A 14405-nucleotide genomic window follows, 5' to 3' on the forward strand; every position below is an offset into this window, starting at 1 on the left:
AGAAGTGGGACGCCACAGCCGCCGCGGGCCGGCCCCCAAGGACGACTCCGGGGACATAGCCGCACAGCGAGAGGGACGGGGCCCGGCCTCCGGTACTCCCCGAGAAGCCCGACAGCCCGGCCTGCCCGGCCAGCGGCAGGCACCGCAGGGCAGTCCCACCGCCCACGGCGCACCGCCCACCGCGCCGAGCACACCCGGGTTCCCACCGGTGGCGCCCGCGCGGGAGGTGCCGCGTCCACCTGACGGCACGCCGGTTCGTGGAGTGCCCCGCTTTCCCGACGGCACGCCTGCTCACGGGATGCCGCGGCTTCCCGAGGGCACTCCCGCTCGGACTGTTCCCCGCGTCCCGGGTGGGGCGGGGGCGCAAGGTGGCCGGCGTGCGCCCGAGGGCACCGCGGCGGACGCAACTCCGCGACTGCCGGACGGCACGCCCGCCCAAGGGATGGCCGGTTTTCCCGACGGCACGCCCGCCCGTGGCGTGCCCCGGCTGCCGGACGGCACCCCTGCCCACGGTGTGTCGCGTTTCGGAGGCGGTGGTTCGCAGGCGCGGGGCGCGCACCCCGAGCAGCGTGAAGCCGGCGGCGGCTGGGGCGGGTTCGCGGGGGCGGCCGGTGCCGGTGCCGGGGTCGCTCCCGGAGTACGGCAGGGCCCGGCAGGGCCCGGTGTGGCCTTGCCGCGGCAGCGGCAGGGCGGCGCGGGGCGGTCCGGTGGTGGGCCTCGGAAGGAGTACCTCGCCGCCTTCGAGGAGGACGTCGACGTCTTCGGTCCCCGACCCGACGGCGGTGGGTCCGGCCGTGCCGCGTCCGGTCAGGCGCAGGAGTCGTACGGCCCCGGCGAGTCGGCGGCGGCCGGCGCCGGTGACGGGGACGAGGCGCCGCCGGCCGCCGTGCCCGCGCAGCGCGGCGGCAAGGGGCGGGCCTTCACCGGCATCGCGGCCGCAGCCGTGACCACCGTGCTCGCGGTCGTCGTCGCCGGGCAGGTCGCCGACGGCCATGACGGTGGCGGCGTACGCTCGCAGTCCGCCACTGACCAGGGGAGTGGCGCCCGTGCTCCCGGGCAGGGCACCCCGGCTGCCTCGCCGAGCGTGGCGACGCTGACGTACGAGCAGAACATGGGCCGGAAGTACCCGCTCGGCGCCACGCTGAAGGGCTCCGGGAAGTTCGAGGCGGTCCCCGGCTTCGCCAAGGCGCCGGGCAAGGGGCAGAAATACACCTACCGCGTGGACGTCGAGCAGGGACTCGGCCTGGACGGCGCGCTGTTCGCCGAGGCCGTGCAGAAGACGCTGAACGACCAGCGCAGTTGGGCCCACGGCGGTGCCCGCACCTTCGAGCGCATCTCCTCCGGCAAGCCCGACTTCGTCATCACGCTCGCCAGCCCCGGCACCACCGCCAAGTGGTGCGCCAAGTCCGGCCTGGACACCACGGAGGACAATGTCTCCTGTGACTCGGCGGCCACCGAACGCGTGATGATCAACGCCTACCGGTGGGCGCAGGGCAGCAAGACATACGGGGACAAAATCTATGCATACCGGCAGATGCTCATCAATCACGAGGTCGGTCATCGTCTCGGGCACGGCCATGTGACGTGCCAGAAGGACGGCGAACTCGCCCCGGTCATGCAGCAGCAGACCAAGTTCCTCGACCACGACGGGATCCACTGTCTGCCCAACCCGTGGCCTTATCCCGGGAGTTGACGGGCGCCGCTTGCGTCACATCGACATGAGCCGCAGGTGCGTTCATATTTTTGCGCATGTGGTCCCGTCATGCCGTCTCCAGTAGCGCCGCCATCGAGCTGGTGCTGACCGGTGTTCGTGGCCGACGTCCACTGTCGCTGACGCCGCCTCCCTGGCGTTGCCGTCGCGACTTTCTCTCCTTGTCCCGCCGTGACCCCGTCACGGCTTCTTCGACGACCCGGCGCCGGGGCCGACGTCTCCCTGATCGACTCCGCGCGCGGGGCGTGCCCATCGGCTCGTTCGGCGGCCTCGGTGGCGGCCACTGGCTGGGCGTCGAGCCAGTGGGCGTGGAACCTGCTGCTGCCGTGGCTCTCCCTCGCCCTCGTCGAGGCGGCGGCGTTCGCGCGCCTGACCCGGGCGGCCATGCTGGAGACCCTCGCGGAGGACCACATACGGACCTTCCGCGCCTACGGCGTCGCCGAGCGCGCGGTGGTCGGGCGGCACGCCCTGCGGGGGGCACTCGCGCCGGTCATCGCGCTGAACGCCAACGGCTTCGGCGGGGCCGTCGGGGGCGCCGTCCTCACCGAGACGCTCTTCGGACTGCCCGGCGTCGGCCAGGAGCTGGTGCACGCGGTGAAGGTCGTCGACCTGCCGGTGGTCGTCGGCATGGTCCTGGTCATCGGATTCTTCGTGGTCGTGGCGAACGCCGTCGCGGACGTGCTCCACGCGGTGGCCGACCGACGGGTGGTACTCGCATGAGCCTCGTGGAAGTCACGGATCCGACGGTCGAGTTCGGCTCCCTGCGGGCCGTGGACGGGCTCTCCTTCCGGCTGGCGGAGGGCGCCGCCGTCGCCCTCGTCGGCGAGTCCGGGTCCGGGTCCGGGTCCGGCAAGTCCACGGTCGCCGGCGCCCTGCTGGGCCTGCACCGGGGCGCCGGAGCGCGGGTCGGCGGCGCGGTCCACGTCGCCGGCCCTGACGTGCGGCACGCCTCGGACGAGGAACTGCGGCGGCTGCAGGGCGCGAAGGCCGCCATGGTCTTCCAGGACCCGCTGTCCTCGCTCGACCCGTACTACGCGATCGGCGACCAGATCGCCGAGGTCCATCGCGTGCACGCGCGCGTGTCGCGCCGCGCCGCACACGCGGGTGCCGTAGAGGTGCTGGACCGCGTGGGCATTCCGGACGCACGGCGCCGGTCCCGTTCCCGCCCGCACGAGTTCAGCGGCGGCATGCGTCAGCGCGCCCTCGTCGCCATGGCGCTCGCCTGCTCACCCGAGCTGCTGATCGCCGACGAGCCCACGACGGCCCTCGACGTCACCGTCCAGGCCCGGATCCTCGACCTGCTGCCCACGCTGCGCGAGGAGACCGGCATGGGCCTGCTGCTCGTCACCCACGACGTGGGCGTCGCCGCCGAGAGCGTCGACGAGGTCCTGGTCATGCGGCACGGCCGGGCCGTCGAACAGGGTCCGGTGGGCACGGTCCTCGGGGCGCCCGCGCAGGCGTACACCCGCGAACTCCTCGACGCCGTCCCGCGCGTGGACGCGCCGCGTGCCGCCTCCCGGGCATCGGACGAAACGCGACGAGCGGCGCATCCGAGGCCGGGTGATCGAACTGCTGGAGCGCGTGGGGCTCGAAGCGGCGCACTACGACCGCTACCCGCACGAGTTCAGCGGCGGACTGCGCCGGCGCGTGGGCATCGCCCGGGCGCTCGCCGCCGACCCGCGTGTCATCGTCTGCGACGAACCCGTCTCCGCGCTCGACGTGACGACGCAGGCCCAAGTCGTCGAACTGCTCGGCGAGCTGCAGAGGGAACTCGGACTCGCGCTCGTGTTCATCGCGCACGACCTCGCCGTCGTCCGCCAGGTCAGCGACAGGGTCGCGGTGATGCGCCGCGGCCGGGTCGTCGAGTCCGGACCCGTCGACGAGGTGCACGACGCCCCGCGCGAGCCGGTACACCAGGCAGCTCCTGGCCGCCGTACCCGCCCTCGATCCGAACTGGCGGCCCAACGGCGGACGGCCCGGCGGGAGCTGACCGTGGCGTAACGTTTCGTGCCCGAATGATCACCGTCTGAACTCATAGCGCGCCAGAACGCCGCCCGCACGCGAAAGTTACGACCGTTCACCCCTTTTGGTGGCGCGATGGACAACCGTCCGTCGCGCCACCGCCTTGTCCGCATACGTTCGTCCCGCTGCGAGCCGCGACCAGGGCGGCTCCCACCCAGCGGGAGATCGGGGGTGCACACGTGCGCATCGGGCTACTTACGGAGGGTGGCTATCCGTTTGCGAGCGGTGACGCCGGGCTCTGGTGCGACCGGCTCGTGCGCGGGCTCGCACAGCACGAGTTCGACATCTACGCGCTCAGCCGCAGCCGCGGGCAGGAGGACTCGGGCTGGGTTCCGCTTCCCGAACAGGTCGGCCGGGTGCGTACGGCACCGCTGTGGACGGCCGAGGACGACGGGCTCGCCTACGGCAGGCGCGCGCGCCGACGCTTCACCGAGTGCTACGGGGACCTGGTCGGGGCGGTCTGCGCGGGGCCCGACGCGGCGTCCGATGCCGAGTCCGCTCACCTGGCGGACCGTTTCGGCAACGCGCTGTACGGACTCGCCGAACTCGCCCGCGACGAGGGCGGACTGGTCGGCGCGCTCCGCTCCGACACCGCCGTACGCACCCTGGAGCGCGCCTGCCGCGCCCCCGGAGCGCTGCGCACGGCACGACAAGCGCGCGTACCCGACCTGCTCGCCGTCGCCGCACACCTCGAACGCGCCCTGCGCCCCTTCTCCCTCGACTGGTACGGCGACGAAGGCCTCGGCGCGGCCGACCTCTGCCACGCCACCACCGGCGGCCCGGCCGCCCTGCCCGGACTGCTCGCCCGGCACTTCTCCGACGTCCCACTGCTGGTCACCGAGTACGGCGTACAACTGCGTTCGCACTACCTGGCACTCGGCCCCGACGCCGCCGCCCCCGCCGTACGCGCCCTGCTCGCCGCCTTCCACGGCCGGCTGGCCGCCGAGATCTACCGGCGCGCGACGATCCTCACGCCCGGCAACGCACACGCCCGCCGCTGGCAGGAACGGTGCGGCGCCGACCGCACGCGGATCCGCACCGTCCATCCGGGCATGGAGGCCGCACGCTTCGCGGAGGTCGGCGAGGCCCCGGACCGTGCCGACGCGGAGACCCTCGTCTGGGTCGGGCGCGTCGAACCCGCCAAGGACCTCGTCTCCCTGCTGCACGCCTTCGCCGAGGTCCGCAAGGAGCGGCCGAAGGCCCGCCTGCGGATCATCGGCGCGCCCGTGGGCCGCGAGGGCGAGGCCTACCTGGGCCACTGTCAGGTCCTCGCCGCCCAGCTCTTCCCCGACGAGGCGGAGGGCGTGCACGCGGTCGGCGACAACCCGGTCTCCTTCGAGGAGATCGGCGGCCCCGAGGCCCCGACCCTGCCCGACGCGTACGCCGCCGGCGCCGTCGTCGTCCTCTCCAGCGTCGTCGAGGGCTTCCCGATCACCCTGGTCGAAGCCATGTTCTGCGGCCGCGCCACCGTGTCGACCGATGTCGGCGCGGTGGTGGAGGCCATCGGCGGCACGGGCCTCGTCGTACCCCCGCGCAATCCGCGGGCGCTCGCCGAGGCGTGCCTGGCGCTGCTGCGCGACCCGGAGCGCCGTGAGCGCCTAGGCGCCGCCGCACGCGCCCGCGCACTCGAACTGTTCACCGTCGAGCAGAACATCGCGGCATTTCACAGCATTTACCTGGAGATCGTCTCGCGCTGCCCGGTGCGCCGGGTCGTCCTCGACGAGGCGGGCGCCCCGCTGCCCTTCGCCGCACCGGCCGAGACCCACGTTCCCGTCCACTGGACCGGCCGCACGGCCCGCGTACTGCCCCGGGGCCTCCCCGGCCGGGCGGCGGGCGGCCCGGTCCGCGCGACCCCGCTGACGGCTCCGGAGGCGGCATGGTGAGCGGCTTCGGAGGGGCGGACGGCCGGCACGGCGACAGGGACGTGCTGAGTGAGCCGGGTGCACTGGACCGTCCTGCGGAGCCCAGCGGTGCGGACGCGTGGGACGAGCGGTCGGGGGAGTGGCTGGCCGGCGTGGAAAGACGCGACCCGGGGAGCAGCGAGGGACCGACGTGGGGGGAGGCTTCGGCCGGTGCTGCTCGCCCGGCGGCGCCCGGGGCACCCGTGCGACCCGGAGCCGTTCCCGAGTCCGGAAGGAGCCGGAGAAAAGCCCTCCGGCGCGGCGCCGGCGACCCGGTGAAAGCCCTGCTGCACCGTCACAGGGAGCTGTGCGAGCGGGCCGTGGACTCGTTGGAGATCGCCGCCGGGCTGGAGGCGCACGGGGTCACCGACCGTACCGCCGCCCGCTTCCGTCACCGCGACGTCTTCTCGCTCGCCGAGGAGCTGTACGCGCGCGTGCCCCGCGACGGCGCACCGTGCCCCCCGACCGAGCCGGTGCACGTACCGCGTGTCCGGGCCGGCTGGGTCCTGCTCACCCTCCTGCCCGGAGCCCTCGCCGCGGCCGCGGCGACCGGGCTGCGCCTCACCCACGGCCAGACCCGCCCGCTGGTGGTCCTCGGCGGTCTCCTCGCCGTCGCCCTCGCCGTCCGCGCGGCCCTGCGCCGAGGCCCCCTCGCCACCGAGCCCGGCACCTCCCCGGGGCGGACGGCACCCGGCACGCGCGCGTGGACCCTCTGGCTGCTCGGATACGCCCTGCTCGGCGACGGACTCCTGCACGCCGTCGCCACAGGCGGCCCCGACGCCCCGCCCACCGGCGCCCCGGACGGTCCCTGGCCGGTGAGCACCGCCCCCGCCCTGGCGCTCGCCCTGGCCTGCGCCCCGGCCGCCTGGTGCGCCCACCTCCTCACCGCGGGCGCCCGCCGCAGGCTCGCCGGAAGCCGCGGCCTGGAGGATTTCACGGCCGCCGTCCGCCCGCTGCTGCTCGGCACGTTCGCCCTGTTCCTGAGCGCCCTCGCCGCCCTGCTCACCCTGTGCGGCGCCGTCCTGCACGAAAGCGCCGCCTACCCGCAGGCCCTCACCCTGGGCGCTCTCCTCCTGCTCGCCCGCCTCCTCACCGTGCACCAGCACCGGCACGCCCCCGCCCTCGCCCTCGGCGCGGCGGCGGCCATCGAGGTGGCGGCCCCCGCCCTGATCCTGGCCGGCCGGCTACCCGGCTGCGCCTTCCTGGCGACCCCCGTGCAGACCCTCGTCGACGCCTGGGGCCCGGCCGCCGTCCCGGCGCTCGCCTGCGGGGCCGCGGCCCTGACCCTGCTGGCCCACGCCCTGCGCACCCTCACCCAGGCCTCGGCCCACGCGCCCACGGGAGCACCCGAGTGAACCTTCCGCCACCGGCCCGAACCGAGCCCGCCGCCACCCGCCCCGAGTGCGTGGCAGCGCCTGGCCGCGGCCGCGGGCGCCCGGCCCGCCGCCGGAGGCAACCGCATCAGCCCTTCGAAGGAGAAGACCAGATGAGCACCTCCCGACCTGGAGCGCCCGGAGCGTCCGGAGCCTTGGGAGCAGCCGGAGCGCACACCCCGGGAGCCGCCCGATGAGGGTCCTGCTGATCGGAGCCAACGGTTACATCGGCCGCTTCGTCGCCGACCGTCTGCTCGCCGACCCCGCCGTCCAGCTCACCGCGCTCGGCCGTGGCGACGACGCCGACGTCCGCTTCGACCTCGCCACCGGCAGCCCGGGAGCGCTCACCCGCTTCCTGGACGCGGTCCACCCCGGAGTCGTCATCAACTGCGCGGGCGCCACCCGCGGCGGCGCCCGCGAACTCACCCGGCACAACACCGTCGCCGTCGCCACGGTCTGCGAGGCCCTGCGCCGCAGCGGCTGCGGCGCCCGCCTGGTGCAGATCGGGTGCGGCTCGGAGTACGGCCCGAGCCAGCCCGGCTCCTCCACGGCCGAGGACGCCGTGCCCCGTCCCGGCGGGCCGTACGGCGTCAGCAAGCTCGCGGCCACCGAACTGGTCCTCGGCTCCGGCCTCGACGCCGTCGTCCTCCGCGTCTTCTCACCCGCCGGGCCCGCCACCCCGGCCGGCTCCCCGCTGGGCCGGCTCGCCGAGGCGATGCGGCGCGCCATGCAGTCCGGTGACGGCGAACTCAAGCTCGGCGGCCTCGGCGTCCAGCGCGACTTCGTCGACGTCCGCGACGTCGCCCGCGCCGTGCACGCCGCCTCCCTCTCCGCCGCCCAGGGCGTCATCAACATCGGCTCCGGCCGCGCCGTCCGCCTCCGCGACGCCGCCGCCGTCCTCGCCCGGGTCGCCGGATACGGCGGCGCCCTCCACGAACTCGACGCGCCTCCCGGGCCGCTGCGCAGCACCATCGGCCACCCCCGCACCGACCCCGACCACGCGGCCCCGGTCGCCTACCCGTACCCGGACGGCTGCGGAAGCTGGCAGCAGGCCGATGTGCGCACCGCCCGCGACCGGCTCGGCTGGCGGCCCCGTATCAACCTCGAAGAATCCCTCGCCGACATCTGGATGGAGGCGGCATGCCGCATCTGACCAGCACCACAGCAGCGAACACCACCGGCAACGGCGTCCGTACCGCCCTCGGTGTCCCCGGCTACGCGCACCCGCTCGTCGCCCCGGCCCAGTGGGCCGAACTCGCCCGTCCCGGTACCCCGCTGGACTGGGTCGCGCTCAACGTCGCCGCCGGGCCCGGCACCCGGCCCGACCCGCACTGCCTGGAAGCCGCGGGCCGGCTGCGCAATGCGGGCGTCCGCGTCCTCGGCCACCTGGACCTCGCCCACGGGGCCCGTCCCTCGGGCGACCTGCTCTCGGACGCGCACCATCACCTGGACTGGTACCGCGTCGACGGCTTCCTGCTGGACCGCTGCCCAGCGGAGCGCACCGCCTTGCCCGAGGTCCGCCGCACGATCACGCTGCTGCGAGCGATCAGTGACACCGCCCACATCGTCCTCGGCCACGGCAGCCACCCGTACCCGGGGTACGCGGAAAGCGCCGACCAGCTGGTCACCTTCCGCGGCTCCTGGTCCGACTACCGCTTCTCGCAGGTCGCCGAGTGGACCGCCGACTACCCGCCCGACCGGTTCTGCCACTTCGTGCACGGCGTGCCCCGGGGCCACCTGGACGAGGCGCTGCGCATCGCCCGCTGGCAAGGAGCGGCGACGATCTACTTCACCGACCGCACCGACGGGGGCGGCCGCGTGGACCCCTGGGAGACGATGCCCGGCTACTGGGACGACATCGTCTCGCGTATCGGAACGGGTGTCTCGGAATGAAGAAGGCCGTGGCAGTGTTACGGGGAGAACAACTGTAGTGATTGACCGACCAACGGAGTCCCCGTGTCGCTGCCACCCCTGGTCGAGCCAGCTCCTGAGCTCACCGTAGACGAGGTCCGCCGGTACTCCCGCCACCTGATCATCCCCGACGTGGGCATGGACGGGCAGAAGCGGCTGAAGAACGCCAAGGTGCTGTGTGTGGGCGCCGGCGGCCTGGGCTCGCCGGCGCTGATGTACCTGGCCGCCGCGGGCGTGGGCACGCTCGGCATCGTGGAGTTCGACGAGGTCGACGAGTCGAATTTGCAGCGCCAGATCATCCACAGCCAGTCCGACATCGGCCGCTCCAAGGCCGAGTCCGCGCGGGACAGCGTCAAGGGCATCAACCCGTACGTGAACGTGATCCTTCACGAGGAGCGGCTGGAAGCCGACAACGTGATGGACATCTTCAGCCAGTACGACCTGATCGTCGACGGCACGGACAACTTCGCGACCCGCTACCTGGTCAACGACGCGTGCGTGCTGCTGAACAAGCCGTACGTGTGGGGCTCGATCTACCGCTTCGACGGCCAGGCCTCGGTCTTCTGGTCCGAGCACGGCCCCTGCTACCGCTGCCTCTACCCGGAGCCCCCGCCCCCCGGCATGGTCCCCTCCTGCGCCGAGGGCGGCGTCCTGGGCGTGCTGTGCGCGTCCATCGGCTCCATCCAGGTCAACGAGGCCATCAAGCTCCTCGCGGGTATCGGCGAGCCGCTGGTCGGCCGCCTGATGATCTACGACGCCCTGGAGATGCAGTACCGCCAGGTCAAGGTCCGCAAGGACCCGGACTGCGCGGTCTGCGGTGAGAACCCGACCGTCACCGAGCTCATCGACTACGAGGCCTTCTGCGGCGTCGTGTCCGAGGAGGCCCAGGCGGCGGCCGCCGACTCCACGATCACTCCCAAGCAGCTCAAGGAGTGGATCGACGACGGCGAGAGCATCGAGATCATCGACGTCCGTGAGCCGAACGAGTACGAGATCGTCTCCATCCCGGGCGCCAAGCTGATCCCGAAGAACGAGTTCCTCATGGGCACCGCCCTCGAGGGCCTCCCGCAGGACAAGAAGATCGTCCTGCACTGCAAGACGGGTGTCCGCAGTGCGGAAGTCCTCGCCGTCCTGAAGTCGGCGGGCTTCGCGGACGCGGTCCACGTCGGCGGCGGCGTCATCGGCTGGGTCAACCAGATCGAACCGCAGAAGCCGGTGTACTGATCGGCGGCCCGGCTGACCACCAAGCCTGAAGAGCCCACGGTTCTGACGTGTTCGGATGCCGTGGGCTTCTGGCGTTGGTGGTCGCCTGTTGCCCTGGTCGCCTGTTGCCCGGGGCGGGTTTACGCGCCGGGGGCGCGGAAGGTGACCTGTCGGCGAGCGGCCTCGTCGATCTCGTCGAGGGTGAGGAGGGGGGTCGCCCGGGTGTGGAGGGCGCCGCTGGCCTTGACGGTGAGGCTGACGGCGGCCATGGAGACCGGGTCGGGGAAGTCGACGAGGATCACGAGGTCGTCCTCCCCGAAGGCGAAGTACATGGCCTCGACCGTTCCGCCGAGGCCGGTGACGACCTGGTCGACGGCGGCGCGGCGGCCGCTCGCGCCTTCCCTGAGCAGACCCTTCGTGCCCTCCGGCGTGTACGTGGCCTGAATGAGGAACTTCGGCATGGGCGTGCTCCCTGACCATCGCTTGTCCGGTATGCAGAACGGCCTTCCCGCCATCGCGTCGCCAGCCACTCACCGAAGGGCTGGATTCACTCGTTGGAAGCCGCGTCCGATGGGCCGCCCGGTAGGTGCTGTGAGCCACGCGGCGGTGGTGGGCATGTGGGCAAGGGGAGAGCGGTACTCGGCTGAGGATCCCGCGGCTTTTCCGTGAGGTACCTCACCACCGACGTTCTTCCCGCGGCCAGGGCCTCCTGCCGACAGGCGGATGCGCGGGCGCGCGGACACACCCCCCTTCACACCGGACAGACCCATCGGCGGCGTCGCCGTCGACGGCAGTGGACCCGCTCCCCGCGGCGACGGACCGACGCCGGTACTCGGCCGCCGCTCAGCGCGGAGTCGGCGGCCGAGTGCCGCGCAGGGCTCAGAACTGGGGTCTCGGCGGCCGAGCGGGGCCTCGCAGGGCTCAGAACTGGGCTTGCGCGGCGAAGCCGGGCCGCGCAAGGGTCACGGCCCTCGTCACGAGCACACCGTGCCGTCCTTCGGCGCCCTCCCGTCGAGCAGATAGGTGTTCACCGCCGAGTCGACGCAGTCGCTGCCGTTGCCGTACGCCCCGTGGCCCTCTCCCTTCCAGGTGAGTTCGATCCCGACGCCCTTGCCCAGTTCGTCGGCCATCCTCCGGGCGCCCTCGTACGGTGTCGCCGGGTCCCCGGTGTTGCCGACCAGCAGGATGGGTGCCGCACCCGGCGCGCCGACCTCTGAGGTGTCGTACTGGCCGGGCACCGGCCAGTCGTGGCACCAGCCGGCCGTGTCCCAGCCGAGGAAGTCCCCGAAGACCGGTGAGATCCGCTCGAACTCGGGCAGCAGCTTCTTCGTCTGCGTGAGCGTGGGCCGTTGCCTGTCGTCCAGGCACGATATGGCCCGTTGGGAGTGGCTCGTCGTGCCGTAGTGCCCCGAGGAGTCCCGCTCGTCGTACTGGTCGGCGAGCGCCAGCAGCTGTGAACCATCGCCCTTTTCCGCCGAGTTGAGCGCACTGGTCAGCCGTGGCCAGCCGGCCTCGCTGTACAGCGGCAGGACGATGCCGGTGACCGCGAGCGTCTGGGTCAGCTTGCGCCCGGACGACGTGGGCAGCGGCTTCGCGTCGATCCGCCTGAGCAGTTCCACGATTTTCCGTGAGCCCTGCTGGGGGTCCTGTCCGGTGGACTTCAGGTAGTCGTCCAGGGCCCGCTGGAAGCCGCGGGCCTGGTTCTGGGCGTGGCCCACCGCGTCGGCGGTCGGGTCGACCACCGCGTCGAGGATCAGCCGGCCGACCCGCTGGGGGAAGAGGTGGGCGTACACACCGCCGAGTTGGGTGCCGTAGGAGATGCCGAAGTAGTGCATCGTCCGATCGCCGAGGACCTGGCGCATCAGGTCCATGTCGCGCGCGGTGTCGGTCGTGGAGACGTGCGCCAGCAGCTTGCCGGCGGCCTTCTGGCATCCCTTGCCGAAGTCGGCGGCGTCCTGCAGGTAGGTCTTCTCCTCGGCAGGGGTGTCCGGAGTGGCGTCGACCTGCTCGGACCTGTCGAGGTCCCGGTCGCTGCGGCAGCGCACGCCCTCGCTGGCGCCGACCCCGCGAGGGTCCCAGCTCACCAGGTCGTAGCGCTCCCGCAGCTTGGAGGCGGTGGCCGCGTAGTACGGCATCATCGACACGCCCGAGCCGCCGGGGCCGCCGAAGTTGAACAGCAGCGAGCCGATCCGGTTGCGTCCGGTCGTCCGTGCGCGGATGAGGGCGAGCCCGATCGTCGTACCGTCCGGCTTCGACCAGTCCAGCGGCACCTTGAGCGTGGTACACCGCCACTCGTCGCCGGGTGCGGCGGAGTCTGCGGTGGCCTTGCAGCGGTGCCAGTCGAGCCGCTGCGAGGTGAGTGAGGAGGGGAGGTCCACCGCGGACGGTGATGCCGATGCGGAACTCGGGCCGTTTTCTCTGGCCGAGCCCGGCCCCTTGCCCTCGTCGTGGTCTCCGCCGGACGAGCCGCCGCCGCATCCGGCCACCAGCAGCGCTGCGGCCGCGGCGGCCGTCCACCGCAGGATTCGCGCCATGTGCACCCCCCTCGCAGGCCCTCCGCGTCGTGCCGCGGCGGGCGCTCACGCCATGGTAGGCGGAGCCGGCACACGCCGTGACGGCCTGTGGATAACCCTCTGACCTGCAATTTTTCAGGGGCGGTGGGGTGTTCTAGGAGCAGACCGTGCCGGTCTTCGGCACCTTCCCGTCCAGCAGATAGCCGTTCACCGCGCTCTGCACGCACTTGTTCTTGCTGTCGTACGCCCCGTGCCCCTGGCCCTTGTACGTCACCTCGACGGCGACGCCCTTGCCGAGCGCGTCCACCATCTTCTTCGCGCCCTCGTACGGGGTGGCGGGGTCGCCGGTGTTGCCGACGACGAGGATGGGCGCCGATCCCGGGGCGCCGACGTCGGGGTGGTCGGCGGCGCCGGGCACGGCCCAGTCGGTGCAGCCGACCATGCCCCAGGCCAGGTAGTCCCCGAACACCGGGGAGGCGGACCGGAAGGCGGGCAGTTTCTGCTGGACGTAGTCCGCGGTGTACCGCGGTTTCTCGTCGGAGCAGTTGATGGCGATGTTGGCCGCGGTGATGTTGCTGTACTCGCCGTTCTCGCTGCGCCCGTTCATCGAGTCGGACAACAGCATGAGGATCTTGCCGTCGCCCTCGTACGCCTGCTGGAGCCCTTCGGTCAGATACTCCCAGAAGTCCTTGGAGTACAGGGACTGCGCGATGCCGTTGGTCGCCGCGGTCTGGGTCAGCTGGCGGGGGAAGACGCCGGGGATCGGCTTCTTCTCCAGGTCCTGGAGCAGTTTGGCGATGCGGTCCTTGACGTCCTGCGCGGTGTTGCCGATCGGGCATTCCGTCTTCTTCGAGGTGCAGTCCTCGGCGAAGTTGTCGAGCGCGAGCTGGAAGCCCTTGGCCTGTCCGAGCGCGCTCTGCTCGGGGTCCTCGCTGGGGTCGACGACGGCGTCGAAGACGGCCCGGCCGACGTTCCTGGGGAACAGGTGGGCGTAGACACCGCCGAGTTCGGTGCCGTAGGAGATGCCGAAGTAGTGCAGCTTGTCGTCGCCGAGGACCTGGCGCATCAGGTCCATGTCACGGGCCGCGTCGGTGGTGCGCACATGCGGCAGGACCTTCTTCGAGTGCTTCTCGCAGGCGTCGTTGAACGTCTTCGTCCGGTCGAGCAGTTGAGTCCGCTCGGTGCTGTTGTCGGGCGTCGCGTCCTGCTGGAAGTACGCGTCGAGCTGGGCGTCGCTCTCGCACTCCACCGGCGCGCTGCGGCCGACCCCGCGCGGGTCGAAGCTCACCAGGTCGTAGCGGGTGTTCAGGGCGGCGTAGTCCGCGCCGAAAGCCGGCAGCGTGGTGACACCGCTGCCGCCGGGGCCGCCGAAGTTGAACACGAGCGAACCGATCCGCTCGCCGGCATTCCCGGTGGCCTTGGCGCGGATCAGGGCGAGACCGATGGTGTCGCCCTTGGGCTTGCTCCAGTCCAGGGGTGCCTTCATGGTGGCGCACTGCCACTTGGCGCCGTCCGGCAGCGGGGACGGGGAGCTGCCGCCGCCCTCCGCCTGGGACGGTGTCGGGCAGTCCTTCCAGTCCAGCTTCTGTGCCGTCAGGTCCCCACCGTCCTTGGCGCCGCCGCTGCATCCGGCCAGCAGGGCGGCCAGCAGCACGGTGCTGGTGGTGAGGGCGGCGGCACACAGCCGGAAGGGGTTGGCCATGTTTCCATCCTGGCGCCGCCCACGCCGGGGCGCGCGGGACGCGGGCCGTCCGAGGTACGACCCTCCGCC

At 72.7% G+C, this 14405-nt stretch carries 9 protein-coding genes and 2 pseudogenes; 8 read left to right on the forward strand and 3 right to left on the reverse strand.

Annotated elements, in window-relative coordinates; genetic code table 11:
• Nucleotides 1-4: 4 nt before the first annotated feature.
• From ACFZDC_RS12695 to moeZ, 8 genes and pseudogenes are all read left to right on the forward strand, one after another.
• The gene (locus ACFZDC_RS12695; protein WP_391322998.1) at nt 5-1693 is read left to right on the forward strand and encodes a DUF3152 domain-containing protein; all 1689 of its coding nucleotides are present in this window, start codon (nt 5-7) and stop codon (nt 1691-1693) included.
• Between the two features lie 318 nt (nt 1694-2011).
• Nucleotides 2012-2431, forward strand: a pseudogene (locus ACFZDC_RS12700) (ABC transporter permease subunit); the annotation flags it as partial.
• Nucleotides 2428-3712 (forward strand): annotated as a pseudogene (locus ACFZDC_RS12705) (ATP-binding cassette domain-containing protein). The pseudogenes ACFZDC_RS12700 and ACFZDC_RS12705, both read left to right, overlap by 4 nt.
• Before the next feature lie 200 nt (nt 3713-3912).
• Nucleotides 3913-5616: a DUF3492 domain-containing protein gene (locus ACFZDC_RS12710; protein ID WP_391323000.1), complete on the forward strand. Its 1704-nt coding sequence runs from the start codon at nt 3913-3915 to the stop codon at nt 5614-5616.
• Between the two features lie 44 nt (nt 5617-5660).
• Nucleotides 5661-6989 (forward strand): hypothetical protein, encoded by a 1329-nt coding sequence (locus ACFZDC_RS12715; protein WP_391323448.1) that lies wholly within the window; start codon nt 5661-5663, stop codon nt 6987-6989.
• Nucleotides 6990-7200: 211 nt separating this feature from the next.
• Nucleotides 7201-8160: an NAD-dependent epimerase/dehydratase family protein gene (locus ACFZDC_RS12720; protein ID WP_391323002.1), complete on the forward strand. Its 960-nt coding sequence runs from the start codon at nt 7201-7203 to the stop codon at nt 8158-8160.
• Nucleotides 8148-8900 carry a spherulation-specific family 4 protein gene (locus ACFZDC_RS12725; protein WP_391323004.1) on the forward strand — a complete coding sequence of 251 codons (753 nt, stop codon included), beginning with the start codon at nt 8148-8150 and terminating at the stop codon, nt 8898-8900. Before ACFZDC_RS12720 ends, ACFZDC_RS12725 begins: the two co-directional genes overlap by 13 nt.
• Nucleotides 8901-8963: 63 nt before the next feature.
• The gene (gene moeZ, locus ACFZDC_RS12730) at nt 8964-10142 is read left to right on the forward strand and encodes an adenylyltransferase/sulfurtransferase MoeZ (protein WP_391323006.1); all 1179 of its coding nucleotides are present in this window, start codon (nt 8964-8966) and stop codon (nt 10140-10142) included.
• A 119-nt stretch (nt 10143-10261) separates the two neighbouring features.
• On the opposite strand, the gene ACFZDC_RS12735 is transcribed toward moeZ, so the two are convergent.
• The 3 genes from ACFZDC_RS12735 to ACFZDC_RS12745 all read right to left on the reverse strand — a co-directional run bounded on the left by ACFZDC_RS12735 (nt 10262) and on the right by ACFZDC_RS12745 (nt 14336).
• Nucleotides 10262-10582 carry a GYD domain-containing protein gene (locus tag ACFZDC_RS12735; protein ID WP_391323008.1) on the reverse strand — a complete coding sequence of 107 codons (321 nt, stop codon included), beginning with the start codon at nt 10580-10582 and terminating at the stop codon, nt 10262-10264.
• Nucleotides 10583-11095: 513 nt separating this feature from the next.
• On the reverse strand, nt 11096-12655 hold the full coding sequence (locus ACFZDC_RS12740; protein ID WP_391323009.1) for an alpha/beta fold hydrolase: 1560 nt from the start codon (nt 12653-12655) through the stop codon (nt 11096-11098).
• Between the two features lie 133 nt (nt 12656-12788).
• Entirely contained in the window at nt 12789-14336 is a 1548-nt protein-coding gene (locus tag ACFZDC_RS12745) for an alpha/beta fold hydrolase (RefSeq protein WP_391323011.1), read from the reverse strand.
• Nucleotides 14337-14405 lie beyond the last annotated feature (69 nt).

The sequence above is a fragment of the Streptomyces sp. NPDC007905 genome (assembly GCF_042959345.1).
Lineage (GTDB): Bacteria > Actinomycetota > Actinomycetes > Streptomycetales > Streptomycetaceae > Streptomyces.

What these genes read in the sequence shown, in the direction of transcription:
- ACFZDC_RS12720 (WP_391323002.1), top strand. Translation starts at nt 7,201, where the DNA reads ATGAGGGTCCTGCTGATCGGAGCCAACGGTTACATCGGCCGCTTCGTC.
- ACFZDC_RS12725 (WP_391323004.1), top strand. Translation starts at nt 8,148, where the DNA reads ATGCCGCATCTGACCAGCACCACAGCAGCGAACACCACCGGCAACGGC.
- ACFZDC_RS12735 (WP_391323008.1), bottom strand. Translation starts at nt 10,582, where the DNA reads ATGCCGAAGTTCCTCATTCAGGCCACGTACACGCCGGAGGGCACGAAG.
- ACFZDC_RS12740 (WP_391323009.1), bottom strand. Translation starts at nt 12,655, where the DNA reads ATGGCGCGAATCCTGCGGTGGACGGCCGCCGCGGCCGCAGCGCTGCTG.
- ACFZDC_RS12745 (WP_391323011.1), bottom strand. Translation starts at nt 14,336, where the DNA reads ATGGCCAACCCCTTCCGGCTGTGTGCCGCCGCCCTCACCACCAGCACC.